24 protein-coding genes are annotated in these 26480 nt (G+C 65.9%); 10 read left to right on the top strand and 14 right to left on the bottom strand.

Features of this window, described 5'->3' with window-relative positions; all coding sequences use genetic code 11:
• Positions 1-85 precede the first annotated feature (85 nt).
• Together ACSQ3Q_RS07455 and ACSQ3Q_RS07450 are read left to right on the top strand one after the other, a co-directional pair.
• Positions 86-1189 (top strand): tartrate dehydrogenase, encoded by a 1104-nt coding sequence (locus ACSQ3Q_RS07455; RefSeq protein WP_436133767.1) that lies wholly within the window; start codon positions 86-88, stop codon positions 1187-1189.
• A 100-nt stretch (positions 1190-1289) separates the two neighbouring features.
• Complete coding sequence (locus ACSQ3Q_RS07450) at positions 1290-1781, top strand: hypothetical protein (protein WP_436133766.1); 492 nt, start codon at positions 1290-1292, stop codon at positions 1779-1781.
• 76 nt (positions 1782-1857) lie between these two features.
• Here ACSQ3Q_RS07450 and ACSQ3Q_RS07445 read toward each other — a convergent pair whose 3' ends face one another.
• The 5 genes from ACSQ3Q_RS07445 to ACSQ3Q_RS07425 form a co-directional block, all read right to left on the bottom strand.
• A complete protein-coding gene (locus ACSQ3Q_RS07445) occupies positions 1858-2118 on the bottom strand; it encodes a hypothetical protein (RefSeq protein WP_436133765.1) in 261 nt (86 codons plus the stop codon).
• Positions 2115-2537, bottom strand: a complete 423-nt coding sequence (locus tag ACSQ3Q_RS07440) for a VOC family protein (protein ID WP_436133764.1) — start codon at positions 2535-2537, stop codon at positions 2115-2117. The genes ACSQ3Q_RS07445 and ACSQ3Q_RS07440 overlap by 4 nt, the downstream gene beginning before the upstream one ends.
• Positions 2537-3064 (bottom strand): helix-turn-helix transcriptional regulator, encoded by a 528-nt coding sequence (locus ACSQ3Q_RS07435; protein WP_436133763.1) that lies wholly within the window; start codon positions 3062-3064, stop codon positions 2537-2539. Before ACSQ3Q_RS07435 ends, ACSQ3Q_RS07440 begins: the two co-directional genes overlap by 1 nt.
• 212 nt (positions 3065-3276) lie before the next feature.
• The gene (locus ACSQ3Q_RS07430) at positions 3277-3663 is read right to left on the bottom strand and encodes a VOC family protein (RefSeq protein WP_436133762.1); all 387 of its coding nucleotides are present in this window, start codon (positions 3661-3663) and stop codon (positions 3277-3279) included.
• Positions 3664-3934: 271 nt separating this feature from the next.
• Positions 3935-4576, bottom strand: coding sequence for a DJ-1/PfpI family protein (locus ACSQ3Q_RS07425; protein WP_436133761.1), 642 nt, complete (start codon positions 4574-4576; stop codon positions 3935-3937).
• Between the two features lie 119 nt (positions 4577-4695).
• On the opposite strand from ACSQ3Q_RS07425, the gene ACSQ3Q_RS07420 reads away from it, so the two are divergent.
• Positions 4696-6045 (top strand): PLP-dependent aminotransferase family protein, encoded by a 1350-nt coding sequence (locus ACSQ3Q_RS07420; protein ID WP_436133760.1) that lies wholly within the window; start codon positions 4696-4698, stop codon positions 6043-6045.
• Between the two features lie 128 nt (positions 6046-6173).
• Here ACSQ3Q_RS07420 and pmbA read toward each other — a convergent pair whose 3' ends face one another.
• Entirely contained in the window at positions 6174-7607 is a 1434-nt protein-coding gene (pmbA, locus tag ACSQ3Q_RS07415) for a metalloprotease PmbA (RefSeq protein WP_436133759.1), read from the bottom strand.
• Positions 7608-7671: 64 nt separating this feature from the next.
• Between pmbA and yjgA the strand changes: the two genes are divergently transcribed.
• Complete coding sequence (gene yjgA / locus ACSQ3Q_RS07410) at positions 7672-8349, top strand: ribosome biogenesis factor YjgA (protein WP_436133758.1); 678 nt, start codon at positions 7672-7674, stop codon at positions 8347-8349.
• Positions 8342-8968 carry a molybdopterin adenylyltransferase gene (mog, locus tag ACSQ3Q_RS07405; protein ID WP_436133757.1) on the top strand — a complete coding sequence of 209 codons (627 nt, stop codon included), beginning with the start codon at positions 8342-8344 and terminating at the stop codon, positions 8966-8968. The genes yjgA and mog overlap by 8 nt, the downstream gene beginning before the upstream one ends.
• Before the next feature lie 96 nt (positions 8969-9064).
• On the opposite strand, the gene cysE is transcribed toward mog, so the two are convergent.
• Both cysE and ACSQ3Q_RS07395 read right to left on the bottom strand, forming a co-directional pair.
• Positions 9065-9847 (bottom strand): serine O-acetyltransferase, encoded by a 783-nt coding sequence (gene cysE / locus ACSQ3Q_RS07400; protein WP_436133756.1) that lies wholly within the window; start codon positions 9845-9847, stop codon positions 9065-9067.
• Between the two features lie 44 nt (positions 9848-9891).
• Complete coding sequence (locus ACSQ3Q_RS07395; RefSeq protein WP_436133755.1) at positions 9892-10704, bottom strand: RNA methyltransferase; 813 nt, start codon at positions 10702-10704, stop codon at positions 9892-9894.
• Between the two features lie 193 nt (positions 10705-10897).
• On the opposite strand from ACSQ3Q_RS07395, the gene ACSQ3Q_RS07390 reads away from it, so the two are divergent.
• Positions 10898-11866, top strand: a complete 969-nt coding sequence (locus ACSQ3Q_RS07390) for an inositol monophosphatase family protein (protein WP_436133754.1) — start codon at positions 10898-10900, stop codon at positions 11864-11866.
• A gap of 118 nt (positions 11867-11984) precedes the next feature.
• On the opposite strand, the gene ACSQ3Q_RS07385 is transcribed toward ACSQ3Q_RS07390, so the two are convergent.
• From ACSQ3Q_RS07385 to ACSQ3Q_RS07375, 3 genes are read right to left on the bottom strand one after another with little or no spacing between them, the layout of a single operon-like run.
• Positions 11985-13115: a response regulator gene (locus tag ACSQ3Q_RS07385; protein ID WP_436133753.1), complete on the bottom strand. Its 1131-nt coding sequence runs from the start codon at positions 13113-13115 to the stop codon at positions 11985-11987.
• A 24-nt stretch (positions 13116-13139) separates the two neighbouring features.
• Positions 13140-18044, bottom strand: a complete 4905-nt coding sequence (locus ACSQ3Q_RS07380) for a PAS domain S-box protein (RefSeq protein ID WP_436133752.1) — start codon at positions 18042-18044, stop codon at positions 13140-13142.
• A 42-nt stretch (positions 18045-18086) separates the two neighbouring features.
• The gene (locus tag ACSQ3Q_RS07375) at positions 18087-20633 is read right to left on the bottom strand and encodes a putative bifunctional diguanylate cyclase/phosphodiesterase (RefSeq protein ID WP_436133751.1); all 2547 of its coding nucleotides are present in this window, start codon (positions 20631-20633) and stop codon (positions 18087-18089) included.
• A 396-nt stretch (positions 20634-21029) separates the two neighbouring features.
• Here ACSQ3Q_RS07375 and ACSQ3Q_RS07370 point away from each other — a divergent pair, with 396 nt between their 5' ends.
• From ACSQ3Q_RS07370 to ACSQ3Q_RS07360, 3 genes are all read left to right on the top strand, one after another.
• The gene (locus ACSQ3Q_RS07370; protein WP_436133750.1) at positions 21030-21593 is read left to right on the top strand and encodes a hypothetical protein; all 564 of its coding nucleotides are present in this window, start codon (positions 21030-21032) and stop codon (positions 21591-21593) included.
• A gap of 232 nt (positions 21594-21825) precedes the next feature.
• Positions 21826-23517, top strand: coding sequence for a sensor histidine kinase (locus ACSQ3Q_RS07365; RefSeq protein ID WP_436133749.1), 1692 nt, complete (start codon positions 21826-21828; stop codon positions 23515-23517).
• Positions 23514-24203, top strand: coding sequence for a response regulator transcription factor (locus ACSQ3Q_RS07360; protein ID WP_436133748.1), 690 nt, complete (start codon positions 23514-23516; stop codon positions 24201-24203). The genes ACSQ3Q_RS07365 and ACSQ3Q_RS07360 overlap by 4 nt, the downstream gene beginning before the upstream one ends.
• An 82-nt stretch (positions 24204-24285) precedes the next feature.
• On the opposite strand, the gene ACSQ3Q_RS07355 is transcribed toward ACSQ3Q_RS07360, so the two are convergent.
• Genes ACSQ3Q_RS07355 through ACSQ3Q_RS07345 form a run of 3 tightly spaced genes read right to left on the bottom strand, consistent with a single transcriptional unit; the run spans position 24286 to position 25431 of the window.
• Complete coding sequence (locus ACSQ3Q_RS07355; protein ID WP_436133747.1) at positions 24286-24666, bottom strand: nuclear transport factor 2 family protein; 381 nt, start codon at positions 24664-24666, stop codon at positions 24286-24288.
• Positions 24663-24866: a tautomerase family protein gene (locus ACSQ3Q_RS07350; protein WP_436133746.1), complete on the bottom strand. Its 204-nt coding sequence runs from the start codon at positions 24864-24866 to the stop codon at positions 24663-24665. The genes ACSQ3Q_RS07355 and ACSQ3Q_RS07350 overlap by 4 nt, the downstream gene beginning before the upstream one ends.
• A 10-nt stretch (positions 24867-24876) precedes the next feature.
• On the bottom strand, positions 24877-25431 hold the full coding sequence (locus ACSQ3Q_RS07345) for a flavodoxin family protein (RefSeq protein ID WP_436133745.1): 555 nt from the start codon (positions 25429-25431) through the stop codon (positions 24877-24879).
• Between the two features lie 100 nt (positions 25432-25531).
• Here ACSQ3Q_RS07345 and ACSQ3Q_RS07340 point away from each other — a divergent pair, with 100 nt between their 5' ends.
• Positions 25532-26440: a LysR family transcriptional regulator gene (locus ACSQ3Q_RS07340; RefSeq protein WP_436133744.1), complete on the top strand. Its 909-nt coding sequence runs from the start codon at positions 25532-25534 to the stop codon at positions 26438-26440.
• Positions 26441-26480: the final 40 nt, after the last annotated feature.

The raw sequence follows: 26480 nt of genomic DNA, 5'->3' as shown, positions 1-26480 counted from the left end.
CAACCACCGCCGCCCGCCCTGCCGCCCGGCATTCACAACGCCCCGAAACCACGCGCAGTTTTTTCACCTTTTGCAAGGAATCCCAATGAGCACCAGTACTCCACCCAAGACCTACAAGATCGCCGTCATCCCCGGCGACGGTATCGGCAAGGAAGTTATGCCCGAGGGCCTGCGCGTGGTGCAGGCCGCTGCTGCGCGCTTTGGCATCCAACTGGAAACCACCACCATTGACTGGGCCAGCTGCGACTACTACGCCGCCCACGGAAAGATGATGCCCGACGACTGGAAGGCCCAACTGTCAGGCATGGACGCGATCTTCTTCGGCGCCGTCGGCTGGCCCGCCACGGTGCCCGACCACGTGTCGCTGTGGGGCTCGCTGCTCAAGTTCCGCCGCGAGTTCGACCAGTACATCAACCTGCGCCCCGTGCGCCTGTTCGAGGGCGTGCCCTGCCCCCTGGCCGGCCGCAAGCCCGGTGATATCGACTACTACGTGGTGCGCGAGAACACCGAGGGCGAGTACACGTCCCTGGGCGGCATCATGTACGAGGGCACCGACCGCGAGATCGTGATCCAGGAGTCGGTCTACTCCCGCCACGGGGCCAACCGCCTCTTGAAGTTCGCGTTCGACCTGGCCCAGAGCCGCCCCAAGAAGCACGTCACCCTGGCCACCAAGAGCAACGGCATCGCCATCAGCATGCCCTGGTGGGATAAGAGGGCGGACGATGTGGCCAAGGACTACCCCGAGGTCACACTGGACAAGCAGCACATCGACATCCTCACCGCCCGCTTCGTGCTGCAGCCCGGCCGCTTCGACGTGGTGGCCGCCACCAACCTGTTCGGCGACATCTTGAGCGACCTGGGCCCCGCCACGACCGGCACCATTGGACTGGCCCCCTCGGCCAACCTGAACCCCGGGCGCACGTTCCCCAGCCTGTTCGAGCCCGTGCACGGCTCGGCGCCGGACATCTACGGCAAGAACATCGCCAATCCCGTCGCCATGATCTGGTCCGGGGCACTGATGCTGGACTTCCTCACGCAGGGCCAGGGCGCAGGCCGCGCAGCGCACGATGCCATCGTGGGTGCGATCGAAGAGATCCTCAAGAGCGGGCCGCGCACGCCGGACCTGGGCGGAACCGCCAACACCACGCAGATGGGCGAGGCGGTGGCGGCGTTGGTGGCACGCCACTGAACGCGCCGATCACTGAAAAATCTGGCGCGCCCAGGGTCGCGCGAATGGCTGAATGAGAGACTACGGACCTCCCCTTCACCCCTCTGCCAGGAGCGCTACCTTGAGTCTCAAAATCATCCCGCTGGTACTCATCATTGGCGGCCTGGCCTGGCTGGGCGCCGAATATGCAGAGAACCGCAACCGGCCATCGCGGCTGAAGGTTCCTGCCGAAACCGAGTTGAGCACCGTGTCCGGCAAGGCCATGGGCGCGCGGGTCGTCGAACGCAAGGCCAAGAAGAATGTGCTGGCGGGCCGCTTTGCCGAACTCGATATCAAGGGCGCCGAGGGCGTCGTCACGGTGCGGGTTGGAGAGCCCCATTCCGAGCGCGTGCTGACCGGATTGAGCGGTGAAACCGTGACTGCCAAGTTCGACCCCAAAGACGAAAAAGCGGTGTTCAGCCTGAGTACGCCCAACCGGCAGTTGATCAACTACCGCGATACGGCCGCGTACAAACAAAAGCTCGCGGAGTCGAACAGCGGCGGCTACACGGCGGGCTGGATTGTGGTGGCGTTGGGCATTGCCGGTCTGTGGATCAGCCGCAAGCTGCAATAGGGCCGGCCTTCCGGCCAGCATGAGTCAGCCACGCGGCCATGGCCATCGCGCCGCGCCACAGCCTGCAGGCCTGCGCTCACGCCACCGGTACCTTGTGGCCGCCAACAGCGCGCGGCGTGCTTTTGCGCTGCAGCATTGCACGCACGAAGAGGTACACACCCGTCAACCACAGCACGGCCAGCGGCGCCAAGGGCGCATAAGTGATCCAGGGCGGGGGCCCGCCCGCGCTCACCGCCATCGCCACAAAGTTGGCCGTGACGGTGACCGTGAAAACCACCGACACCCATCGGTGCACCGGCCGCACCCAGCCGCCGCCCCATCCACCGCCGCCACTCATTGCACGGCCTCCGCCGTCTGGATCATCTTCCAGCCATTGCCCGCAGGGTCCCGAAAGCCTGCATCCACATGGCCATACCGGTCCACCGGCTCCTGCGTGAACTCCACACCCTTGGCGACCAGCTCGGCATAGGCTGCGCGGCAGTCGGCCACGTACAAGACCAGGGGCGGCATCGCGCCTTTGGCCACCATGGAGCGCAGCGTCTGCGCTGTGGCCTCGTCGTGGATGGGAGGCCCAGGGGTGAACAAACCCAACTGGAAGGATGGCTGCTGCGGATGCTGCACCGTGAGCCAGCGGTAGGCACCATTGCGCACATCGGTGTGCACACTAAATCCCAGCTTGTCGACATAGAACGCCAGCGCCTCGTCTTGGTCATCGACATACACACCCACCACCCCGATACCTTGGTTGACCGTCATTACATCTCCTTGGTTGAAGGCTGGGTTGTACCTTCGGACAGGCGGCGGCGCTTCTCCGAAACTGCGGTGGTGAGGTCCGGGCGCTGGGCTGCCTTGAGCACACAGGCGGGAACGCGGTCCAGCGGTTGCATCTCCATGCGGGAGGCGGCCCGCAGCGCACTCGGGCTTTGGCCCGTGATGTACCGGAACGTGCGGCCGAAGGTCCCCAGGCTTTCCCAGCCGGTGGCGTAAGCGATGTCGATGATGGGCAGCTCGGTGTCCCGCAGCAGCGTTGTTGCCTGCTCGATGCGCCGCGTCAGCAGGTAGCGGTGGGGCGGAATGCCGAAGGCCTCGCGAAACGATCGCGCGAAATGCGCTGGCGACACCCCGCTGACCTGCGCCAGCCGCTCCACGGGCCAAGCCTCGTGTGACGCGGCATCCATGCGGTCCTTTGCACGCAGCAGGCGGCGCAGCAGGGCGGGGTCTTGCTGCGCTCCGGTTTCTTTGGGGTCTGGGGACGGGGTGCGAGGGTCGTTGCGGGATGGCATGGTGCGTAGAGGGCGGCAGCAGCAGCGGTAGCCCGGCAGCTTATCCCGCTTCGTTCAAGCGGTGCGAAGCGGCGCTGAGCGAATCGTCCAGGCCCCAACCCGCGCAAGAATCACGCGGGCCCAAGGCACCGGTTACTGCCCTGGCATCGCTGGGCTGTTGCGCCAGGAGGGCCCGGCCCCCCCAACGCCAGGACACTCACGGCGGCGCACCCTCAGCCCGGTTCGATGTCCTCATGGATGCACAGATAGTTGCCTTCCGGGTCCTTGAACCACGCGGCCTTTTCTGCCCCGAGCACGCACACATGGTTGACCGTCTTGAACCCGGGGAAGTCATAGTCCTCGAACACAACCTGCGCCTGCTTGAGCTCGTCGATGGTGGCTGCAATGTCCGCCACCTTGAAGCTGATCGCAGTGTGGTCGGCCTTGGTCCCTTCCGGCTTCGGGAACAGCGCCAGCGTGCTGCCCCCGACCTCATAGACGAACTTGCCGTCGGGCCGGAAACCGCCGGGTTTCAAGCCCAGGCAACCCTCGTAAAAGGCGCGGGCGCGGTCCATGTCCTTCACCGGCAGCATGGTGGTTACAGAGGAATTGGACAACATGGGAGGTCCTTTCGCTCGATCCGGCCTGGCATTGCCCCGCGGCACCGACCCAGCTGACCGGGTCACTGGGTCGGATGGTCAGTGTAGGTACGTTCGCGCGTCGGCGCCAGGGAGGGCCTGCACAACCCTCGCGAGGCGGTGATAGTGCGGATCGGGTGGGCTACAAGGCGTCTTTTTGCAGCCAATAGCCGGGCTATTGGCAAGAAAAGCAACGCAGTAGACCGCCCGAGGCCGCGCTATCACAGACCGCAGGGAGTTATGCAGGCCCTCCCTAGCGCCGACGTGTCGCCACCCGTGCCTGTGCACCGTGGTGCTCGGGCAGGTAAGGCATCAGGTGCTTCATGGCGTTCGCCACATAGGCCTCCTTTTCGCCCACCGGCGCCACATAGTGCAACGCGCCAGCGGCAGCCTCCAGGCCCTCCGTGCGGGCGATGATCCAGGCCGCGAGGTAGGGTGAGGCCAGGCAGCCTCCGGCCGTCGCCACATTGCCCTGGGCGTAAAAAGGCTGGTTCAGCACCTCGACGCCGGCTTCCAGCACCCAGGGCTTGGTGGTGAGGTCCGTGCAGGCCGGCACGGTGCCCAGCAAACCCAGCTTGGCCAGGACCAGCGTGCCGGAGCACTGCGCTGCAATCAGCTGCCGGGCCGGGTCCAGCGCCAGCTGGGCCATCAGCGCGGCATCTGCCACCACCTCACGCGTGCGCACACCGCTGCCCACGATGACGGCATCGGCCGTGCGAACTTCATCCAGCAGGGATTGCGCGCGCACCGTGACCCCGTTCATGGACGTGACCTCCGGCGTGGGGCAGCACAGGCTCACGCGCCAGCCAGGGCGCTTGATACGGTGAAGGACGCCCAGGGCGATGAGCGAGTCGAGTTCGTTGAAGCCGTCGAAGGTGAGGATGGCAATGTGCATCGCAGGTGCGCCACAGCGGGCGTCGGTAGGAGGTTGAACAACAAAATCCATCATAGGCAACATGCCCAATACAATCAAAAAATTGTCCTGAGTACATCCACCAGCGCTTGCTGCCAACCATGACTTCTGCCTTGTACCAACCGCTGGTGGACGCACTGGCCGCGCAGATTCGCACTGGCCGGCTGCCGCCCGGCACGCGCCTGCCCACGCACCGCCAGCTGGCGCGCCAGCATGGCATTGCGCTGACCACGGCCACACGGGTGTATGCCGAGTTGCAGGCGCTGGGCCTGGCCAGCGGCGAGGTGGGCCGCGGCACATTTGTGCGCGAGACCGCCGTGCCTCCGGGCCTGGCCATCGACCAGCAGGCGGTGGCGGTGGGCGTGATGGACCTGAACTTCAACTACCCCGCATTGCCAGGGCAAGCCCGGCTGCTGGCCAGCGGCCTGCGCCGGCTGGCTGCCGGCGGCGACCTGGAGGCATTGCTGCGCTATGCCCCGCACAGCGGCCGCCTGCACGAGCGCGCCTGCGTCGCACAGCACCTGGCCAGCGCACGTGGCCTGGCTGTGGACCCGGCGCAGGTGCTGATCGTGGACGGCGCGCAGCACGGCCTCGCCGTGACCTGCATGGCCCTGCTGCAACCCGGCGATGTGGTGGCGGTGGACGCGCTGACCTACCCTGGCTTCAAGGCGCTGGCCGGCATGCTGCACCTCACGCTGGCGCCCGTGCCCGCAGCAACTGACGGCACGGGCGGTATGGACCTGGATGCGCTGCGGCGCCTGTGCGCACGGCGGCGCGTGAAGGCCGTCTACACCATGCCCACCCTGCACAACCCGCTGGGATGGGTGAGCAGCGCGCAGTGGCGCCAGGGCCTGGCGGCCATCGTGCGCCAGCATGGCCTGGTGGCCATCGAGGATGCGGCTTACGCCTTCCTGGCCAAGGATGCGCCTTCGCCCCTGGCCACCTTTGCGCCCGAAGCCACGGTGTATGTCTCGGGCCTGTCCAAAAGCATGGCCACCGGGCTGCGCTTCGGGTTTGTGGCCGCGCCGCTGCCGTGGGCGCCGCTGCTCGAGCGCGCCATCCGTGCCACCACCTGGAACACGCCCGGGGTGGTCACTGCCCTGGCCTGCGGCTGGTTGCAGGACGGCACCGTGCGACGCCTGGAGGCAGAAAAGCGCCGCGACGCCAGCGCTCGGCAGGCCATCGCACGCAAGGTACTGACCGGGCTGCCGCTGGTGGGTCACCCAGCGTCGTACTTCAGCTGGCTGCCGCTGCCCGAAGGGGTGCGTGCCGACCGCGTATCGGCCGCGCTGTTGGCGGCGGGTGTTGCGGTGTCCACGGCCGAGCCGTTTGCGACCTCACGGCAGGTTCCCCATGCAGTTCGGCTCGCGTTGGGCTCGGTGTCGCACAACCAGCTGCGCGCCGCGCTGCAGGCCGTCCAAGCCGTGGTGGCGGACCATACAGACCGTTGAATCGCAGTGCAAAGGCCTCCCCGCGCCGCAAGCCCATGAAAAAAGGCTCCGGCGGGTGCAGGAGCCTTTGACGGGAGCGCAGGGGGCCGGTCTCACGGCGCCCAGCAGCATATCAACGCGTCAACACATCAGCTGCCTGCGACCTTCATCCGGTTCACCAGAATCGATCCCACCGTCTTCGCACCGTAGTTGTAGACGTCCGATCCCACGGCCTCGATGCCCTTGAGCATGTCCTTGAGGTTGCCGGCAATGGTGATCTCGTGCACGGGAAAGGCGATCTGGCCGTTCTCGACCCAGAAGCCGCTTGCGCCGCGCGAGTAGTCACCCGTCACGTAGTTCACCCCCTGGCCCATGAGCTCCACAACAAAAAGGCCCGTGCCCAGTTTCTTGAGCATGGCATCGAGGTCATCGCCGGGCTGGGTAAGGCGCGAATTCATCACCAGGTTGTGCGAGCCGCCGGCATTGCCTGTGGTCTTCATGCCCAGCTTGCGCGCCGAGTAGCTCGAGAGGAAGTAGCCCTGCACGCGGCCGCCCTGCACCACCTTGCGCGGCGCCACGCGCACGCCTTCTTCGTCAAACGGCGAGCTGCCCTTGCCGCGCAGCACGAACGGGTCTTCGGCGATGTCAATGTGTTTGGGGAAAACCATCTTGCCCAGCGAGTCGAGCAGGAAGCTGCTCTTGCGGTAGAGCGAACCACCGCTCACAGCCTGCACAAAACCGCCCAAGAGGCCGGCGGCCAGGGTCGATTCGAACAGCACAGAGCACTGCGTGGTGGGGATCTTGCGGCTGCCCAGGCGGCTTAGCGCGCGCTCAGCGGCGTAGCGGCCCACGGCCGCGGGGGAGGCCAGCTCGGACGCATCGCGCATGGAGCTGTACCAGGCGTCGCGCTGCATCTCGGCGTTGCGGCCGGGCAGCGAGGCAATCGGCGCCACCGAAAAGCTGTGGCGCGAGCTGGCATAGCCGCCGCGAAAGCCGCGCGTGTGGGCGCTGAAGAAGTGGCTTTGCTGCGCCGAGACACCGGCGCCTTCGCTGTTGGTGATTCGGCGGTGGGTTTTGAGCGCCGCGGCTTCGCACTCCATCGCCATGCGCGCGGCGCCTTCGCTGTCGATGGCCCAGGGGTGGAACAGGTCGAGGTCGCGGTGGGTGTCGGCGGGCGCGATATCGTCGGCGTCGGGCAGGCCGGCCACGGGGTCTTCGGCCGTGAAGCGGGCGATGTCGTATGCAGCCTGCACGGTCTGCTCGATGGCCTTGGTGGAGAAATCAGAAGTACTGGCATTGCCGCGGCGGTTGCCCAGGTAGACCGTCACGCCCAGGGACTTGTCGCGGTTGCGCTCCACGTTCTCAAGCTCGCCCTTGCGCACGCTGACCGACAGGCCGCAGCCTTCGGACGCTTCGGCACCCGCATCGGTGGCGCCCAGCTTCTTGGCGTGTGCCAGGGCGCGGTCCACCAGCTCTTCAAAGAAAGGGCGGCTGTAGCTGAAGCCCGAGTCGGGGGTGCGGGGAGCGGCGGCTGCAGCAACAGCGCCAGGCGCGCGCGCGGCGCTTTGGGAGGGTTTGTTCATAGCGACGGCTATGATACTTGCCGCTGTGGCACTGCCCCGTCCGATTCATTTTTGCCCCCACCCCATGTCACGCAAACCCAAAAAAGGCTACTTTGTGAGAGGCCAGTTCGTTGCCGAAGGCAGCGAAATGGACATCCAGCTCAAGGCCGAACTCAAAGGCACGCCCGATGCCAGCCGCACGGATATGAAGCGCGAGAGCGATGAACTTCAGGATCTGGGCAAGGAATTGATGGGCTTGCGCCCCGACCTTTTCGAAAGTGTGGGCCTGCCGGACAAGCTGGCGGACGCCATGAAGGAGGCCAAGCGCATCACCAATTTCGAGGGCAAGCGCCGCCAGATGCAGTTTGTGGGCAAGCTCATGCGCAAGCTGGAGCCCCAGGTGGTGGAAGCCGCGCGCCGCGCGCTCGAGACGCAGCGCACGGGCTCGGCCTCTGACAAGCTCGCCCTGCACCTGGCCGAGCAATGGCGCGACCGGTTGATCGCTGACGACAGCGCCCTGCCGCAGTGGATGGAGGAGCAGCCTGGCACCGACACCCAGCAGCTGCGAGCTCTGATCCGCCAGGCGCGCAAGGATGCACAGCCGGCCGGCAAGGAGGCCAATGTTCAGGTCTCGCAAGGTCTGGCGCCGCGCAAGGGCCGTGCCTACCGCGAGCTGTTCCAGCTGGTGCGCGAGCATCTGGGCGCTGGCGCCGGTGATGCGGACGATGCCGACGACGACTCTGAAGAAGACGGCAATGACTGACACTGCCCATGACGCCGCGAGCGCACCCCACGATGCCGTGCGCATTGGCATCGTCTCCGTCAGCGACCGCGCAAGCAGCGGTGTGTACGAAGACAAGGGCCTGCCTGCACTGCAGGACTGGCTGACCCGCGCGCTGCACAACCCCATCACCTTCGAGCCGCGCCTGATCCCCGACGAGCAGGAGCGCATCAGCGCCACGCTGATCGATCTGGTCGACACGGTAGGCTGCCACCTGGTGCTGACCACCGGCGGCACCGGCCCGGCCCTGCGCGACGTGACGCCCGAGGCCACGCTGGCCGTGGCGCACAAGGAGATGCCGGGCTTTGGCGAGCAGATGCGCCAGATCAGCCTGAAGTTTGTGCCCACCGCCATCCTCTCGCGCCAGGTGGCGGTGATCCGGGGCCAGAGCCTCGTCATCAACCTGCCCGGCCAGCCCAAGGCGATTGCCGAGACACTGGAAGGTTTGAAGGACGCCGAGGGCAAACAGGTCGTGCCCGGCATCTTTGCCGCCGTGCCCTATTGCATAGACCTGATCGGCGGGCCGTACCTGGAGTCGCGCGACGAGGTGTGCAAGGCGTTCCGCCCCAAGAGTGCCGTGCGGGCGCCGCGCGCGGTCTGAAACGGCGTTTCGGGCATCAAAATGGCCGCCAGCGCTTGATATCTAAGCGCTAGTAGCTATGCTTTTAATAGCAAATGCTCTGCAAGCCAGGGCGGCCTACTTGCCCACCAGCTCGTTGAGCTTGCCCGCCTCGAACTGCTCCTTGAGCGCCGCATCGCAAGGCACGCAGTCCGTGGCCTGCTGCGAGCCGGCCGAGAGCTTCTCGATGGCCTGCCACAAGAGGGCGATCTGGTGCTCTTGTGACGACGCGTTGTCGATCAGGCCGCGCATGGCCTGCGAGAGCGGGTCGTCCTCTTGCGTGATGCCGTAGGCCGAAAATTTGCGCGCCTGCTGCGGCTCGGTGACGTCGGCGCTTTCGCCCGCCTTGGAGGGGATGATGCGCGCAGGGATCCCCACCGCCGTGGCACCCGCGGGCACCGGCTTGATAACCACCGCGTTGCTGCCGATCTTGGCCCCGTCGCCCACCTCGAAGCCGCCCAGCACCTTGGCGCCGGCGCTCACCACAACATCCTTGCCCAGCGTGGGGTGGCGCTTGGCGCCCTTGTAGAGCGAGGTCCCGCCCAGCGTCACCCCCTGGTAGATGGTGCAACCGTCGCCGATCTCGGCAGTCTCGCCCACCACCACGCCCATGGCATGGTCGAAGAAAACGCGCTCGCCGATCTTGGCACCCGGGTGGATCTCGATGCCGGTGAACCAGCGCGCAAAGTGCGAGGTGAAGCGGCCCAGCCACTTGAGGCCATGGGTCCAGAACCAGTGCGCAGGGCGATGCAGCCAGATCGCATGCAGGCCCGGATAACAGGTGATCACCTCCCACGTGCTGCGCGCGGCAGGATCGCGGTCGAGGATGCACTGGATATCGGAACGCAGGCGGGCGAACATCGTGGTGTCGTTTCTTTTGGTTATGTGCTTATTGGCTGCGCAGTCTATCGTTTTGCCTGCGCGGTCTCGATCATGGCTTTGGCGACACCTCGCAGGATGTGGATTTCCTCGGGCGCCAGCTGCGCGCGGTTGAAAAGCTGGTTAAGGCGCGGCATGAGCTTCTTGGGCGCGGCGGGGTCGAGGAAGCCGATGTCGGTGAGCGCCTGCTCCCAGTGGGTGAGCATGCCGGCCACCTGGGCGGCATCGGCCAGGGCCCGCGGGGGGGTCGCGTCCTGCACGGCAAAACCGCCCAGCGCCATGCGCCATTCGTAGGCAATCACCTGGATGGCCGCGCCCAGATTGAGCGAACCAAAACCTGGATTGGTGGGGATCGACAGCGCCACATGGCAGCGGTAGACGTCCTCGTTGGTCATGCCAAAACGCTCGGAGCCAAACAGAAAAGCCACCCCCGCCTGACCAGCTCCCCCCTGCGCGGTGGGTGCCGATTCCTCAGAATTTCGAGTGTTTTTGGCCTCTATCGCTTGTCCCTCAAGCGCTAGCAGCTCTTGTTTTAATAGCAACTCGAAATGCGCACGCGGCGCTGCCGTGGGGGGGCCGAAGTCGCGCGGGGTCATCGCCGTGGCGCACAGGTGGCTGATGCCGTCCAGGGCTTCGTCCAGCGTGGCCACGATGCGGGCGTTCTCCAGCACGTCGAGGGCGCCACTCGCGCGCTGGATGGTTTCCTCGCGCCGCAGGACATTGGGCCAGCGCGGGGCCACCAGCACCAGGTCGTCGAAACCCATGGTTTTCATCGCGCGGGCGGCAGCGCCCACATTGCCGGCGTGGCTGGTATTGATCAGGACAAAACGGGTCTTCATGGGCGCGGAAACCGGGTGGAACAGGGGCGGGGAAAGAGCCTACCTCCAGCCGGAGGTTAGGCAAAAAAAGTAGTAGCGGGTAAAATCCCGCCCTCATTGTCGCCGCCCGCATCGCCGGGACGGGTCGATCCGCTCATGATTCGCAGGCCGCCTCCGCCCTTTTGCGCGGGCGCCCTGCTCACCACCACAATTTATGTCGTCCAATCTGCACCCCATGCTCAACGTGGCCATCAAGGCTGCACGCGCCGCCGGCGCCATCATCAACCGCGCGGCCCTGGACGTGGAATCGGTGCGGATCTCGCAAAAGCAGATCAACGACTTTGTGACCGAGGTGGACCACGCCTCCGAGAAAATCATCATCGAGACGCTGCTGACGGCCTACCCCGGCCACGGCATCCTGGCCGAAGAGTCGGGCTCTGAATACGGCGCCAAGGATTCCGAATTCGTCTGGATCATCGACCCGCTGGACGGCACCACCAACTTCATCCACGGTTTTCCCGTGTACTGCGTGAGCATTGCGCTGGCCGTGCGCGGCAAGGTCGAGCAAGCCGTCATCTTTGACCCCTCGCGCAACGACCTGTTCACCGCCACCAAGGGCCGCGGCGCCTACCTCAACGAGCGCCGCATCCGCGTGAGCAAGCGCACGCAGCTCAAGGACTGCCTGATCTCCACCGGCTTCCCCTTCCGCCCGGGCGACAACTTTAAGAGCTACCTGAACATGATGGCCGACGTGATGCAGCGCACGGCCGGCCTGCGCCGCCCCGGCGCCGCGGCGCTGGACCTGGCCTATGTGGCCGCCGGCTTCACCGATGGTTTCTTTGAAACCGGCCTGTCGATCTGGGACGTGGCCGCCGGCTCGCTGCTGGTGACCGAGGCTGGTGGCCTGGTCGGCAACTTCACGGGCGAAGCAGACTTTTTAGAGCAGCGCGAATGCCTGGCCGGCAACCCGCGCATCTACGGCCAGCTGGTACCTATCCTGGGCAAATACAGCAAGTTCGCGAGTGCTGGCGACAAGGCGGCCGTGCGACAAGCCGCAGCGGAAGAAGCCGGCAGCGCCGATGTAGCCAACGAGCCGGCAGAGGTCACGGATGCCGTTGACGAAGGTCAGGGCGGCGCCACTGCACAAGACAACAACGCCAAGAGCCAAGACGCGCCGTTCTGAAGTGGGTGTTGAAGACAGGGTGATGCGCGACACGCGCATGGCCCTGTTCCAGGCCATCTAAAGCACGCGCCGCTGCGCTCGCCCACTGCCAAACAGCGCAGAGCGCAGGGCCAGCGCTCTAGCCGGGATCAGGATACTTCTGCGCGATGCTGCGGAAGTCTTCCGCGATGTCCACAAAGGCGTCCACCATGTCCGGGTCAAAGTGCGTGCCCTTGCCGCGCACGATGGTGCTGGCCGCTTGGTCGTGTGAGAACGCCGGCTTGTAGACCCGCTTGCTGATCAGCGCGTCGTACACGTCCGCCACCGCCATGAGGCGTGCCGACACCGGGATCTCATCGCCCTTGAGCCCCTCGGGGTAGCCCGAGCCGTCCCACTTTTCCTGGTGGCTGTAGGCGATTTCCTTGGACACGCTCAAGAACGCCACCCGCATCCCCAGGCGCCGCTCGGCCTCGTCGATGGCATTGCGGCCGAGCGTGGTGTGGGTTTTCATGATCTCGAACTCTTCCACCGTGAGCTTGCCTGGCTTGAGCAGGATGCTGTCGGGGATGCCGATCTTGCCGATGTCGTGCAGCGGAGCCGACTTGTACAGCAGCTCGATCATGCGGTCGTTGAGCACGTTCTCGAAGCGCGGATGGCTGCGCAACCGCTCGGCCAGCGTCTTGACATACAGCTGCGTGCGGCGGATGTGGTTGCCCGTCTCGTTGTCGCGCGTCTCGGCGAGCGAGGTCATGGCCATGATGGTCACGTCCTGGATGGCCTGCACCTCGAGCGTGCGCATGGCGACCTCGCGCTCCAGGTAAGAGCTCTTGTCGCGCAGGAAATCCGCCGTGGCTTTGAGCGCCAGGTGCGTGTTGACCCGGGCCAGCAGGATGGGCGGGCTGATGGGCTTGGTGATGTAGTCCACCGCGCCCAGCGCCAGGCCCATGCGCTCGTCGTCGGGGTCGGAGCGGGCCGTGAGGAAGATCACCGGGATGTCGCGCGTGGCGGGCGCGGCCTTCAAGCGGCGGCAGACTTCGTAGCCATCCATCTCCGGCATCATGATGTCGAGCAGGATGAGGTCGGGGGCTGCTTCGGACTGCGCAATCTTGAGCGCCTTTTCGCCGTGGTTGGCCACCTTCACCAGAAAATGCTCACGCAGCAGGCTGCCCATCAGGGTGAGGTTGTCGGGCGTGTCGTCCACCACCAGCACGGTGGCGATGTGTTTGTCTACCAGAGCGGCCTGCGGGGAGGCGAAGGGCGCGTTGTCCATGAAAGTTCCTGCGTGTTGTGTCACTCAAGGGGTTTCAGCGGCCGACGGTTCGGAGGACGGCGCTGCGTCCAAGGCCTCCAGGGCCTGCTCAAAATCAAAATTCAGGGTGTGCATTTCGACCAGCGTGAAGGCGTTCCCCAGCGCGGACATCAGCACAGAGGCATTGTGTTGGAAAAACTCCGGCGCTGCAGCATCATCGCGCTCCAGAAGGCCGCGCAGGCGCCGCACCGCGTCGGCGGGGTCCAGCCCGTCGGGGCTTGTTACTGCGGGCGCTGCGTGCACGCCGTCCTGTACCTGGCCTTTACTCCAGGCCCCCAATCCGCTCAAAAGTGGGTGGAGCGCCGCATCCACCGCCGCAAGCAAGGCATCCACCTTGACGCCCGCCTGCCGGTTGCGGATGGCCTGCTCCAGCGCCTGGGCGTGGTCCGCCACCGCCTGGGCGCCGATATTGGCCGCCACCGAGCGCAGCGTGTGTGCCAAACGCTCGGCCACCACCCCATCGCCACTGCCCCGCGCCTCGCGGATGGCGGCAACCACCGTCGCCTGTCCTTGCACAAACCGGCGCAACATCTCGGCGTACAGACCGGGTTTGCCCAGCGCACGTTGCAGGCCCAATGCCGTGTCCAGCCCCGCCACCTGCGGGAAAGGTTGCGCTGGCACGGCATCGGCCGCGGGCAACGCGGTCGCCTCGCCCCCGGCGGACGCGGATACAGCGCCATCCTGGCCCGGGCCGGACGGGGCCGCCATACCCTCGGCCGGCTGGCCCAGCCCCGGCCGCGGCCGAATCCACCGGATGAGGGCCGCCCACAACGCCGCGGGCTCGATGGGTTTGGCCACATGGTCGTTCATGCCGGCGGCAAAGCAGCGCTGGCGGTCCGCTTCCATAGCGTTGGCCGTCATCGCCACGATGGGCAGGTGGGCATGCCGCGGGTCGCTGCGCAACTGGCGCGTGGCGGTTTCACCGTCCATCACCGGCATCTGCATGTCCATCAGCACCACGTCATACGATTTGCGCTCGATGCGGTCGATGGCCATCTGCCCGTTCTCGGCAACGTCCACCGAAAACCCGGCCTCCACCAAAAGCTCTACCGCCACCATCTGGTTCAGTTCGTTGTCTTCCACCAGCAGGACAGACGCACCGCGAATGGACAGCGGCAACTCGTCGGCCGTCGGCGCGGGAGTGATCACGCGGGGCGGGCTGTAGGTGGAGTGCTCCTGCGGCTGCATCAGCGTGTCGAACAGCAGCGATGCATTCACGGGCTTGATGAGCACCGTCTCGATGCCCTGGGCGCGGGCGGCGCGCATCACGTCTTCGCGCCCGTAGGCCGTAACCATGAGCATCTTGGGTACCTGCGCCATGCCCAGGCCGCGGATGTGGCCGGCCAACTGAATGCCGTCCATGCCCGGCATGCGCCAGTCCAGCAACAGCAGACCGAAAGGCTGGTGCTGCACCATGGACTCGCGCAGCCTGTCGAGCGCCTCCAGCCCCGAATACGCCTGCTCCACCTCGAAGCCCATGGCCTGCAGCATGTCGGACAGCACCGTGGCCGCCGTGTGGTTGTCGTCGACCACCAGCACGCGGCGCCCGCGCAGGTCAGGCGGTGGCAACAACAACCGGGCCACCGCACCGCGCTCGAGCGGCACAGCCACCCAGAAGGTGGAACCTTTGCCATAGGTGCTCTCCACGCCGACCTCGCCCCCCATCAGCTCCGCCAGGCTCTTGCAGATTGCCAGACCGAGGCCCGTGCCGCCATAGCGGCGCGTGGTAGAGGTATCGGCCTGCTGGAAGCTCTGGAACAACCGTCCCATCTGGTCCTGCGTGAGGCCGATGCCTGTGTCGCGCACCTCAAAACGAAGCATCACGCGGTTGCCGGCAGCCTCCAGCAGCCGCACGGCAATGCTGATCTCGCCGGATTCGGTGAACTTGATGGCGTTGTTCGCAAAGTTGATGAGGATCTGCCCCAGGCGCAGCGAATCGCCCACCAGGTTGGGTGGCACGTCGGCCGCCACATCGCACACCAGCTCCAGCCCCTTGGCACCGGCCTTGTATCCCACGACATCGGACACGCTCTCGAGCATGCGGTCGAGCACAAAAGGTTGCTTCTCGACCGTGAGCTTGCCGGCCTCGATCTTGGAAAAATCGAGGATGTCGTTGATCACCCCCAAAAGGTGCTGGCCCGCCTGCTGGATCTTGCTGACGTAATCGTGTTGGCGCGGCGAAAGGCCGGATTTGAGCGCGAGGTGCGACATGCCGATGATGGCGTTCATCGGGGTGCGGATCTCGTGGCTCATATTGGCCAGGAAGTTGGACTTGAGCGCGGTGGATTCCTCCGCCAGTTCCTTGGCGCGGCGCAAGTCCTCCTCTGCGCGCTGGCGGTCGGTGATGTCCACAAACGTGCCGATGGCGCCACCCGAGGAACCATCGGGCCGCGAGAAACCATGCAGCCAGAACAGCGTGTGGTGGATTTTCCCGTCGGCGTACGGTAGGTCCACCTCTTTGTGCACCGACTGCACCCCCTGCAGGGCCTGCTCGGCATCGGCGTCAAAGCGCTCGCGCTCGGACTCCGGCAAAAAAGCCAGGTCGAGCACCGTTTTGCCGATCAAGGCTTCGCGCTGGACGCCAAAGGCATGCTCGTAGGCGCGGTTGAATCCGATGTACCGCCCGTCCGCGCCCTTGTAGAACAGCGGCACCGGGATGGCGTCGATGAGCGCCTGCTGAAAATCGAGCTGCTCGGCCACCTTGGCTTCGAGCAGCTTCTGGTCGTGAATGTCCACATTGACGCCGACCACCCGCACCGCCGTGCCCCTGTCGTCGCGAAACACCCGGGCCGCAGACAAGAACCAGCGGGTTTCGCCATCGGGCCGCACGATGCGCCAGGAGTCGCGCAAGTCCATGGCACCACTGGCCATCACGTTGTAGAAATTGTTGAGGGCACGGTCGCGGTCTTCCGGGTGCAAGCGCTCACGCCACTCGGCTTGGCTGCGCTCGGCGCTCCCTGCAGGCAGCCCCATCATGGCCACCAGCTTGTCGCTCCACAGCGCCTTGTCAGCGATGAGGTCGATGTCGAACACGCCGATCTTGCCGGCCTCTTGCGCCAGCTCCAGCCGTTCCTTGGCTTGCTCCATGGCGATCTCCGCCCGCCGCTGCTCGCTGACGTCCTCAATCACCCAGATGGAGGCATTCCGGTAACCGTCCATCTGCACGCTGCGGCCGGCCATGCGCGCCTCGAAGCTGCGCCCGTCCAGGCGAAACAGCGTGTTGACCTGGCGCACCGCCTGCCCCGCGATCAGCACCGGCCCCACATCGGCGTAGAAGCGTTTGGCGCGGACACCCTGCCCCAGCAGCGTCGCCACGCCAAGCCCTTGCAGGTCCGCGGCGGTGCCTCCCATGAGTTCCAGGAACGCAGGGTTGAACTGCCGGAACTTCCCGTCGCCCACGAGGACGATGGGCGGCGCGTTGTCGAAGATCGCGGTCTGTTGCTCCAGCAGTTCATTAAGCAACCGCTCGCGGCGCTCCAGCTCCGACTGGGCCTGGAAGCGCTCGGACACATCCTCGTGCAGGCCGACAATGGCGATCCGCCTGCCGCGCTCATCGAACACAGGCGACAGCGTGGCCTCGTCGTAGTAGATGCTTCCGTCCTTGCGGCGGTTCACGAACTGGCCTTGCCACGAGCGGCCCGAGAGCAACGTGGACCACATGTCCTGGTACGTCTGCGCCGAGGTCTGGCCACTCGCGACCAGCGACGGTTTCTTGCCCCGCACCTCTTCCAGGGTGTAGCCCGTATTGCGTTCGTACTGGGGGTTGACCCAGTCGACGCGGCCATCGCCATCGGTGATCACCACCGACACGGGGCTGCTCTGCAACGCAGCGCCCAGCACCCTGAAACGCTCCAGCGCCGCAGCCACCCGCGCGCGGCTGCGCAGCAGGTCGAGCAGCAGCAGGCCCATCAGGCACAGCACCACAAAGGCGGCGCCGCCCACTTGCAGACGCTGGGCCACCGGCATCAGTGCGCTCACGTCATCGAGCATCGCCACCTGCCACTGCCCGCCAGGATCGCCCCAGTCGACACTGCGGCGCTCCACCGCATAGGTCACTCCATTGAGGACCACTTCGGCCGCATCGGGTGCAAACGGCAGGGCCGACGCCATGCCCTTGTCGAACTGGTTGCCGAACTGGCGCGACGCGCGGATGGCATCGATGCGCGCCTGGGTGAGCGGCGGGGCCATGGTGAACAGCCAATCGGGCCGGGTGGAGGCAAACACCACCCCCTGCGGAGACAGCAGCACTGTCGGCATGTCGTTGCGCTTGAGGACTTCGTCCACGGCCTCGAACCCGACCTTGAACATCACCACGCCAATGATGGAACTCGCGGGTGAGTCGCCCTCGTACAGCGGCGCGGCGTAATACAGGCCCCGCTCCTGCGAATTGCTGCCGATGGCGGCATGGATGCTGACCGCGCCCCGGATCGCCTGCTGGAAATACGGCCGAAACGCCAGGTTGATGCCGGTAGACCGGGTGCCGGGCGTTTCGTGGGCCACGACGGTGCCGTCGGCGGACATCACATACACCCCGTTCACCAAAAACCGCCCGCGGGCCACACCCAGCCGCGCCAGCGCTTCGGGATCGTCCCGCGGCAGCTCGCCCCGGGCCATGGCCTTGAGCATGGGTTCACTCAGGCCGAGCAATGAGACCGCGCCGAGCATGCCGCCGCCGGTAATGCGGCTTTGCACGGTGTCGACGGTCTGCTGCAACAGCTTCGACCGGTCGGCAGCACGCTCGGTACCTTGCCACTGCAAGGCGCCCAACACCACAAGCCACGCGCCCACCAAGGCTCCCACCACCACCAGCACAAAGCCCCGCGCCCCGGACGCCTTGCCGTCCACCACCTTGTCGAGAAAGAGGCCAACCCCCTCGCCGACCCGTGTCATGCCCCGCCCCCCACCATCTGTGGGTCCCGCTTTCGGCTGTCTTTATCGCGTCGGAAACAAAAAGGCATCGATGTCCTCCACCGGCCCGGGCCGCCCAAACAAATACCCCTGAAACCCCTCACACCCATGCAGCCTCAAGAAACCCAGCTGCCCCGTCGTCTCCACCCCCTCGGCCACCACCTCCAGGTCCAGGCTTTTGGCCAGCGCCAGGATGGTGCGCACGATCGCCGCGTCGTTGGGGTCGCTCAGCACGTCGCGCACAAAGCTCTGGTCGATCTTGACCTGGTCCAGGGGCAGCCGCTTGAGGTAGGACAGGGAGGAGTAGCCGGTGCCAAAGTCATCGAGGGCAAAGCCCACGCCTTCGCTCTTGAGCTGGACCATGCGGGCGATGGTGTCTTCGATGTCCCCCAGCAGCAGGCTTTCGGTGAGTTCGAGTTTGAGTTTTTTCGGGTCTGCCTGGTGGTTTTGCAGGGTCTGCAGCACTTCGGCCACGAAGCCGCTCTGGCGGAACTGGCGGGCGCTGACGTTCACGGAGATCGACAGGTGGGCGGTTTCGGGGTGCTGGCTCCAGCGCTGCAGTTGTTCGCAGGCGGTCTGCAGCACGTATTGGCCCAGGGGGAGGATGAGGCCGGTCTGCTCGGCCAGGGGGATGAAGTCCCCGGGGCTGATCATGCCGCGCTGGGGGTGGCGCCAGCGCACCAGGGCTTCGGCGCCCAGCAGGGTGGCCTGGTGGTCGACCACGGGCTGGTAGTGCACAAGCAGTTCCCCCCGGGCGAGACCTTGGCGCAGGTCGGCTTCCAGGTTGGAGCGGGCGTTGACGGCCGCTTGCATGTCGGGGTCGAAGAAGCGCTGGGTGTTGCGCCCTGCGGCCTTGGCCTGGTACATGGCCAGGTCGGCCCGTTTCAAGAGTTCGTCCACTGACAGGCGTTCATCCCCAAAGAGGGTGATGCCGATGCTGGGGGTGCTGTAGTGCTGGGCGCCGTCCAGTTCGAAGGGCAGGTTCAGGCTGGCCAGGAGTTTCTCGGCCACGGTCTCGGCCTGGGTGGCGGCTTCGGGCAGGTCCGGGGCCAGGGCTTCGAGCATGACGACGAATTCATCGCCGCCAAAGCGGGCGACGGTGTCGGCTTCGCGCACGCTGCCCACCAGGCGGGTGGCGACCTGGGCCAATAGCTGGTCGCCCATGTCGTGGCCCAGGGTGTCGTTCAAGTCCTTGAAGTTGTCGAGGTCGATGAACAGCAGGGCCCCGAGGTTACGGGTGCGCTGGCAGGCGGCGATGGAGCGCTGCAGGCGGTCCAGGAGCAGGCGGCGGTTGGGCAGGCCCGTGAGGGCGTCGAAGAAGGCCAGGCGCTCGATTTCTTGCTCTGCGCGCTTGCGGTCTGTGATGTCCATGGTGAAGCCATGGGACACCACCGAGCCATCGGGCTCGCGGTGCGGTATCGCGTTGGTCATGTGCCAGCGGACGCTGCCGTCCGGCATGCGCACGCGGTATTCGCATTGCCAGGGCACCAGCTTGCGCACCGAGGTGATGGCAGACTTCTGCACATGCGCGAGGTCTTCCGGGAACACGCGGTGCATCAGCACACCGTGGTCGGCCGTGACCTCGTGCGGCTCTACGCCCATGAAGTCGCGCACGGCATCGCTGATGTACTGCACGCTGGTCCCACCATCGGCATGCAGCCGGTACTCATAAATGAAGCCGGGAATGCGGCTGGCGATGCGCTGGATGAACAGCAACTGCTCGCGCAACTGCTCGGCCGCGCGGTGTTCGTCCGTCACGTCCTGCACCACGCCCATCACCACCTGTACTCCATCGCGGGGCAGCGTGCGCTGCACGCGCGAGCGCATCCAGCGCACCTCGCCGTCGGGGCGGCGCCAGCGGTACTCCACATCCAGGCCCTTGCCGCGCTCGCGCACCTGGTCAAATACCTGGCGGTCTTCGGGCAGGATGCCACTCACGGCCCGCTCGGGGTCCACCCACTCCTGTTGCTCAAAGCCGGCAATGTTGCACAGCCCCGGGGACCACAGCAGCACCGTTTCGCCCGGGTCCTCGATGCGCCGCCAATGGCCAGCGCGGGCCAGGCTCTCCATGGTGTTGAAGACGTCGGTCTGTTCGCGCAACTCGCGGCGCATTTCTTCGAGCGACTGCTCGGCGCTTGCCAGCGCCACGCGCAGTGTTTCCGCCTCGGTGGCATCGCGCACGGTGACCACAATGCAGTCGTTGGTCACGCGGCGGGCCGAGAGGTCCCAGGCCAGCAGCAGCCGGCCGGGTTCACGAACCACCTGGCGGCATTCGAGCGGGGCGCCAATGCGGACCACGCCATGCAACTGATCAAGCAGCGAGGTGTCCGCAAGCAGGTCGAACACCTCGCTGGCGTCGGCCCCAGGATTGCGCACTGCGCCCAGCCCAGGCATGCGCCGCGCGGCCGCGTTGGCCGCCAACAGCAGCAGTCGGCCGTGCTGCAAGCGGAATTCCATCAACGCGACAGGGACGGCATCCACCAGGGCCTGCAAACGCGCCTGCGCCATGGGCTCTATCAGGCCATCACCTGTGGGGGCGAGAAGATCGGTCAACAGTTCGGACGAGATCACGGTCGCTCTGAAACCTCTGAAACCTACAGTTGAAATGGACCCGCTGCGCATGCGGGGCCGGCTGTAAACGCCGACGCGCCAGCATACAGGCAAGAGTATGTCTAAACGTAACGGGTCGGCAAAACCAGGGGCATTCGCCCCAGGGAAAACCCGATATCGCACTGAGCCGGCAAAGGCATGTGGGCAAGCCGGCGCTTCGTCTTTGGCCGTTTCCTGATCCTCTCCGACCACCTTTCCACCCCGCCGCGTCACTGGATTCATCCGTTGTTCATGTTCCGCTCAGGCTTTGCTCATCTGGAATTCAGGGTGCGTCCATCTCCCTTTGGTGAACTGTAGTCCTCGCAAACGGCCACCCAGCCTTGCGGGATTCAACCCTCAACCCAGCATCTAAAAATCATGAAAAAACTTACCTCGATCGCCGTCGCCAGCCTCCTGATGGGCGCGGCCGCCCTGCCTGCCCTGGCCCAGGGCCCGGTCGTCAACCACGCCATTTCGGAAAGCGAAGTGCTGGCTGCCCAGCAGGCGTGGTGCAAGGCACTCGTGGATATCTCCACCGTCAACACCACCAGCGGCCAGCCAGCCGCCAAAGCGCTGGCCGAGAAGGTGATCGACGCCGCCTACGGCTACCAGATGGGGGCCGTGCTGTTCAAGCCCACCCTGACCGAAGTGCCCCAGACCTTCCGCATCACCCGCGAGGGCGCGCTGTCGTACTTTGTGGGCGGCAATCCCGCCTTCCCCAAGGACACGGGCTTTGCACTCAAGGGCTGGACAAAGTGCGAAATCGCCAATGCCGCTGTGTTCATTGCAGGTGACTCGGCCACGACCATGGGCAACGTGATGTTCACGGGCAAGGACGGCAAGGTGACCAGCGTGGACAAGACCTGGGCTTTCGTCAAGGATGACGCGGGCAAGCTGCGCATCGTGGTGCACCACTCGTCCCTGCCCTTCAGCGCCAACTGACGGACCGACGCGGGGCGACCCCGCCCCCTTTGAGCGAAGCCCCCGGGCGTGCGACCGGCGCGCCGGGGCCGGCTTCATAATCCATGCCTTGTTCCGTGAGCCCTCCTGCTCAACGATGCCGCCCGTAAATCCGATGGATTCCACGCCAGACCGACGACTCCACCGCAGCGAGGCCTGCGACGGCCGCGAGCATCTGCGCCACCGTCACAGCTGGACCGCCGCTTAAGCCCCCATGTACCGCGCACGACTCTCCTTGGCATTCGCCGCCCTGGTGGCCCTGGTGTGTATCCAGGCCGCTTTTGTGTACTGGGGAGCCAACCGCGTCAACGACTATGCGCAGCACAGCCGGCTGGCCAGCGACATCCAGTCGGAGCTGCTCGACCTGTCGGCCAACAAGCAGCGGCTGCGCGTGTGGGCCCTGCAGCGGCTGATGAACACCGACGCCCAGCCCGAGCAGCGCGAGCGCCTGGTGGCTGCGATGTACGCCAGCGCCGCCAACCTGGATGACCTGGTACAGCGCGATCTGGCGCTGTGGAACGAGATGGTGCGCCGTGAAGGGGTGAGTATGCCGGCCGAGGTGCCCCAGCTCGTGGGCGTGACGGAGCTGATGCGCGACAACATCCAGGCTGTGGAGGCGCGATTGGCGCAACTGGTGCCGCTGGAGCAAGGAGCGGACTTTCCGGCCCTGTGGGCTGAACTCACGCAGGTTTTCGACATGGCCCGCGGGCGCGACCTGCGCGAACTGATCAACGGCGCGATTGCGCACCAGCGCGCGGCCGTGCCCGTGGCGCGCGCCGCCACCGAGCGCGGCCTCGATCTGCTGCGCGCACAAGCCATCGGCATGGCCCTGATCACCCTGGCCGTGGCGGTGGCACTGGCCCTGCACCTCAAGCAACGGTTGCAGCGCCCGCTGGACCGGCTGCTGGCGGGCACGCAGGCACTGCAAGCCGGCGCACTCGACCACCGGGTGGCCACCGGCTTCAACGATGAATTCGACCGCGTGGCCCAGCACTTCAACGCCATGGCGGCCGAGCTGCAGCAACACCGCGCCCAGGCCGACGCCGCCCGCCGTGGCCTGGAAGACGCCGTGCAGGCACGCACACAAGAGCTGAGCGCTGCCCACGACACCCTGCAGCGCCTGGACCAGCGCCGCCGCCAGTTGTTTGCAGACCTGGGCCACGAACTGCGCACCCCCGCCACCTCCATCCGCGGCGAGGCCGAGATCGCCCTGCGCGGCGGCGACAAACCCGTGGACGAATACCGCCAGACACTGGCGCGCATCGTGGGGGGCGTAGACCAGCTCACCCGCGTGATCCATGACCTGATGCTGATTGCCAAAGCCGACGCCGACCAACTGGTGATGCACCCCGCACCGGTGGACGTCCATGCACTAGTGGGCGACGCTGCTGAGCAGGCGGCTGCCCTGGGGGCGTCCCATGGCGTGCAGGTGCAACTGCTGCCAAGCCCGCCCAGCCCCCAGGAGGGCGGCGCTGCACTGCCGCCCGGCCCGGCGGTCGTCGTGCATGCCGACGCCGACCGGCTGCGCCAGGCCCTGGTGATCGTGCTGGACAACGCGGTGCGCTACTCCGCCAGCGGCAGCACCGTGAGCTTGTGGCTTCAGGCTGCTCCAGGAGGGGTCGAGGTGGTGGTGCGCGATGCGGGCATCGGCATCGACGCGGACGAATTGCCGCACGTGTTCGACCGCTTTGTGCGCGGGCGCAGGGCGCGGGCGCACCGGGCCGATGGGACGGGCATCGGGCTGTCCATCGCGCAGTCCATCGTGCAGGCACACGGCGGGCACATTGCCATCACCAGCGTGGCGCAACAGGGCACCGTGGCCCGTATCGCGCTGCCGTTGATGGACGGCAACACCACAACCCCCGCCCACAACGCCAAAGCCGCACCACCGGAGCGCCGCATATGACCCACATCCTGGTCGTGGAAGACGATGCGCGCGTGGCCGACTTCCTGGTGCGCGGCCTCAAGGCCGAGGGCTACCGCGTAGAGCTCGCGCGCACCGGCCCCGAAGGCCTGGCCCTGGCGCGGAGCGCCGAGCCCGGCGTACTGCTGTTGCTCGACCTGATGTTGCCTGGCCTGAGTGGGCTGGAGCTGTGCCAGACGCTGCGCGCCGAAGGCCACCATTTGCCGGTGCTGATGCTCAGCGCGCTGAGCAATACCGAAGACAAGGTCACAGGCCTGCGCCTGGGCGCGGACGACTACCTCACCAAGCCCTTTGCGTTTGAAGAACTGCTGGCCCGCATCGAAGCGCTGCTGCGCCGCGGCCGCGAGCAGCGCCCGCGCGCCAGCACCTTGCAAGTGGCCGACCTGGTGCTGGACCTCGAGCGCATGCAGGCCAGCCGCGCCGGCCAGCCCATCGTGCTGACTGCGCGCGAGCTGGCGTTTCTGGAGCTGCTCATGAGCGCCCCCGGTCGCGTGTACAGCCGTGAGCGCATCCTCTCCAACGTCTGGGGCACCAACGAGGACCCGCTGACGAACGTGGTCGATGTGTACGTGCGCCGCCTGCGCACCAAGATCGACGAAGGCCATGCCCTCGCGCTGATCAAGACCGTGCGGGGGTTCGGGTACCGGCTGGATGCCATGGCGGACTGAGCCGCGCAGACACGCCCCGACACACCCACGCTGCTGGCACGACGCGCCGCGCGATCTATGACGGTGGCGAAGGAGCGGGCAGTCACTCCATCACGTCGAAATGGAACACCTTGCTCACAATCTGCCAGCGTTCGTCCAGACGCACCAGCGTGAGAAAGTCGGTAAAAAAGCGTGGCGCAATTGCGCACTCCACGCGCGCAAAGGCAGTCACCGGCCCCGCAAACTCAATCGACAGGATGCTGTCACGGCGGCTATGCCCTTGACTCGCCGGTGAGGTGCGCTGGTCCACGATGGGAAAGTACTGCTTCATATCCAAATGCAGCAGCCGCCCCTCGGTCGCGCTGTAGTACGTAGCGGTTGGGTGAAAGGCCTGGGCCAACCGGGCGGTGTCGCAGTGGTACAGGCCGTCGAAGTAGAGATTCAGCGTGGCGGTAACGCCGGCAAAGTCGGGGGCGGCGCTCATGTCTTGTGCTTTCTGAACTCGGTGACCAGCAGCCCGCCCACGCCCCAGTTGTCGAGATCGATCTCGTCGATGACCACGTGCGTGGTCGCCGGGTTCTTGTGCAGCACACGCACCAGCAGCTCCGTGACGCCAGCGATGAGCTCAGCCTTTTGTTCGCGCGTCACCCCTTCGCGGGTGACCTGAATGTTCACGTAGGGCATGGAAATCCTTTCAGCCGATGCGGCCCACGACTTGGGCAATGCGCTCGCCAAACGCCCTGGCGGTCGCCAGGTCGCCCGCCACCATCTCCGCGGGTGAGGCATCGGAAGGCGTAGCGGTCATCAGGCCCGCAAAGGAGGCCAGGTAGTTGAGGTCGTCGCGAACAGCCGCCTTGGTATTGCTGGGCATCATGGCGGTGCCGGCCCAGAGCATGCCGTGTTGCTGCGACAGCGAAAACAGGGTGTACAGCGTCGTGAGCTTGTCTCCATGGATGCCCGCGCTGTTGGTAAACCCGGCGGCAAGCTTGTCCTTCCATCCCTGCCGGGCCCACACGGCAGAGCTGGCATCCACAAAACGCTTGAACTGCCAACTCACATTAGCCATGTAGGTGGGTGAGCCGAACACGATGGCACGCGAAGCATCGAGCTGCGCCCAGCCATCGGCATTGAGTTCGCCTTGATCGTCAATGGCGAGAAGCGTGCCGCCACTGCCCGCAGCGACGGCCTTCGCGACCTCGTGGGTGTGGCCGTAGCCGCTGTGAAAGACGATGGAAATAGGGGAAGGCATGGCGGTCCTGGCAAAACAAATGAGGGAACCGCAGGTTATTGAATACTTTGCAATTGATAAACTCACCCGCGTTAACTTCATTCATTACATGAGGTAAGTCATGCCCCGCGAATTTGGTGAAGTGATGCTGGGAAGCATTGAGCTTTTCTGCTTGGCCGCCGAAGCCGAGAGCTTCACGGGCGCGGCGCAGCAGGCCGGGCTGACTCCGGCGGCAGTGAGCCGGTCTATCGCGCGGCTGGAAGAGCGGCTTCAGGTGAGGCTTTTCGTGCGCACGACGCGCAAGATTCGCCTGACCGATGGGGGCAAAAGCTACTTCGACCAGTGCCGACAAGCGCTCAACCGGTTGAGCGAGGCGGAACGCGAGCTCACGGGCACACAGGCGGAGCCCGCCGGCAAGCTGCGCATCAGCGTGCCCACGACGCTGGGACACTGCCGGGTCCTCCCTGCCCTGCCAGGCTTTCGGGCGCGCTATCCCAAGGTGCAGATCGAAGTGCAGCTGAGCAACCGAAACGTGGACTTCACTGCCGACGGCTTCGATCTGGCCGTGCGGGCGCGGGCGCAAGCAGATTCGGGCCTCATCGCCCGAAAGCTCATGGACGCCGAACTGGTCGTGGTCGCTACGCCGGGCTACCTGCAATCTGCCGGCGTGCCCGAGCAGTTGGAGGACTTGGCCTCTCACGAGTGCATCCAGTTCGTACTGCCCAGCACAGGCCAGCCCGTTCCCTGGGTCTTTCGGAAAGATGACCAAGACGTCGAAGTCGGCACCACCGGTGGCCTGACCTGCTTTGATGATCTTCTGGGCGTAGCGACCCTGGCGCGGCATGGTGCAGGGCTGCTGCAGACCTACCGATTCATCGTGGAAGACGACCTTCGCCGGGGTGACCTGGTGGAAGTCTTGCAGAGACACGGTGGCCGCTCCCGGCCGTTTTCCATCCTCTATCCGGCAGGCCGCCACATGCCACTGCGCGTGCGCGTCTTCATCGACTATCTTGTGGAGTGCGCGCTTTAGGGCGTAGCCACGCACGGCAAACGTCTTCTTGTTTGAGCGC

The sequence above is a fragment of the Acidovorax sp. LjRoot129 genome, from assembly GCF_964253765.1.
Taxonomy (GTDB): Bacteria; Pseudomonadota; Gammaproteobacteria; order Burkholderiales; family Burkholderiaceae_C; genus Acidovorax.
Note: the sequence above shows the minus strand (reverse complement) of the source record. Positions and strands in the feature narration are given on the sequence as shown.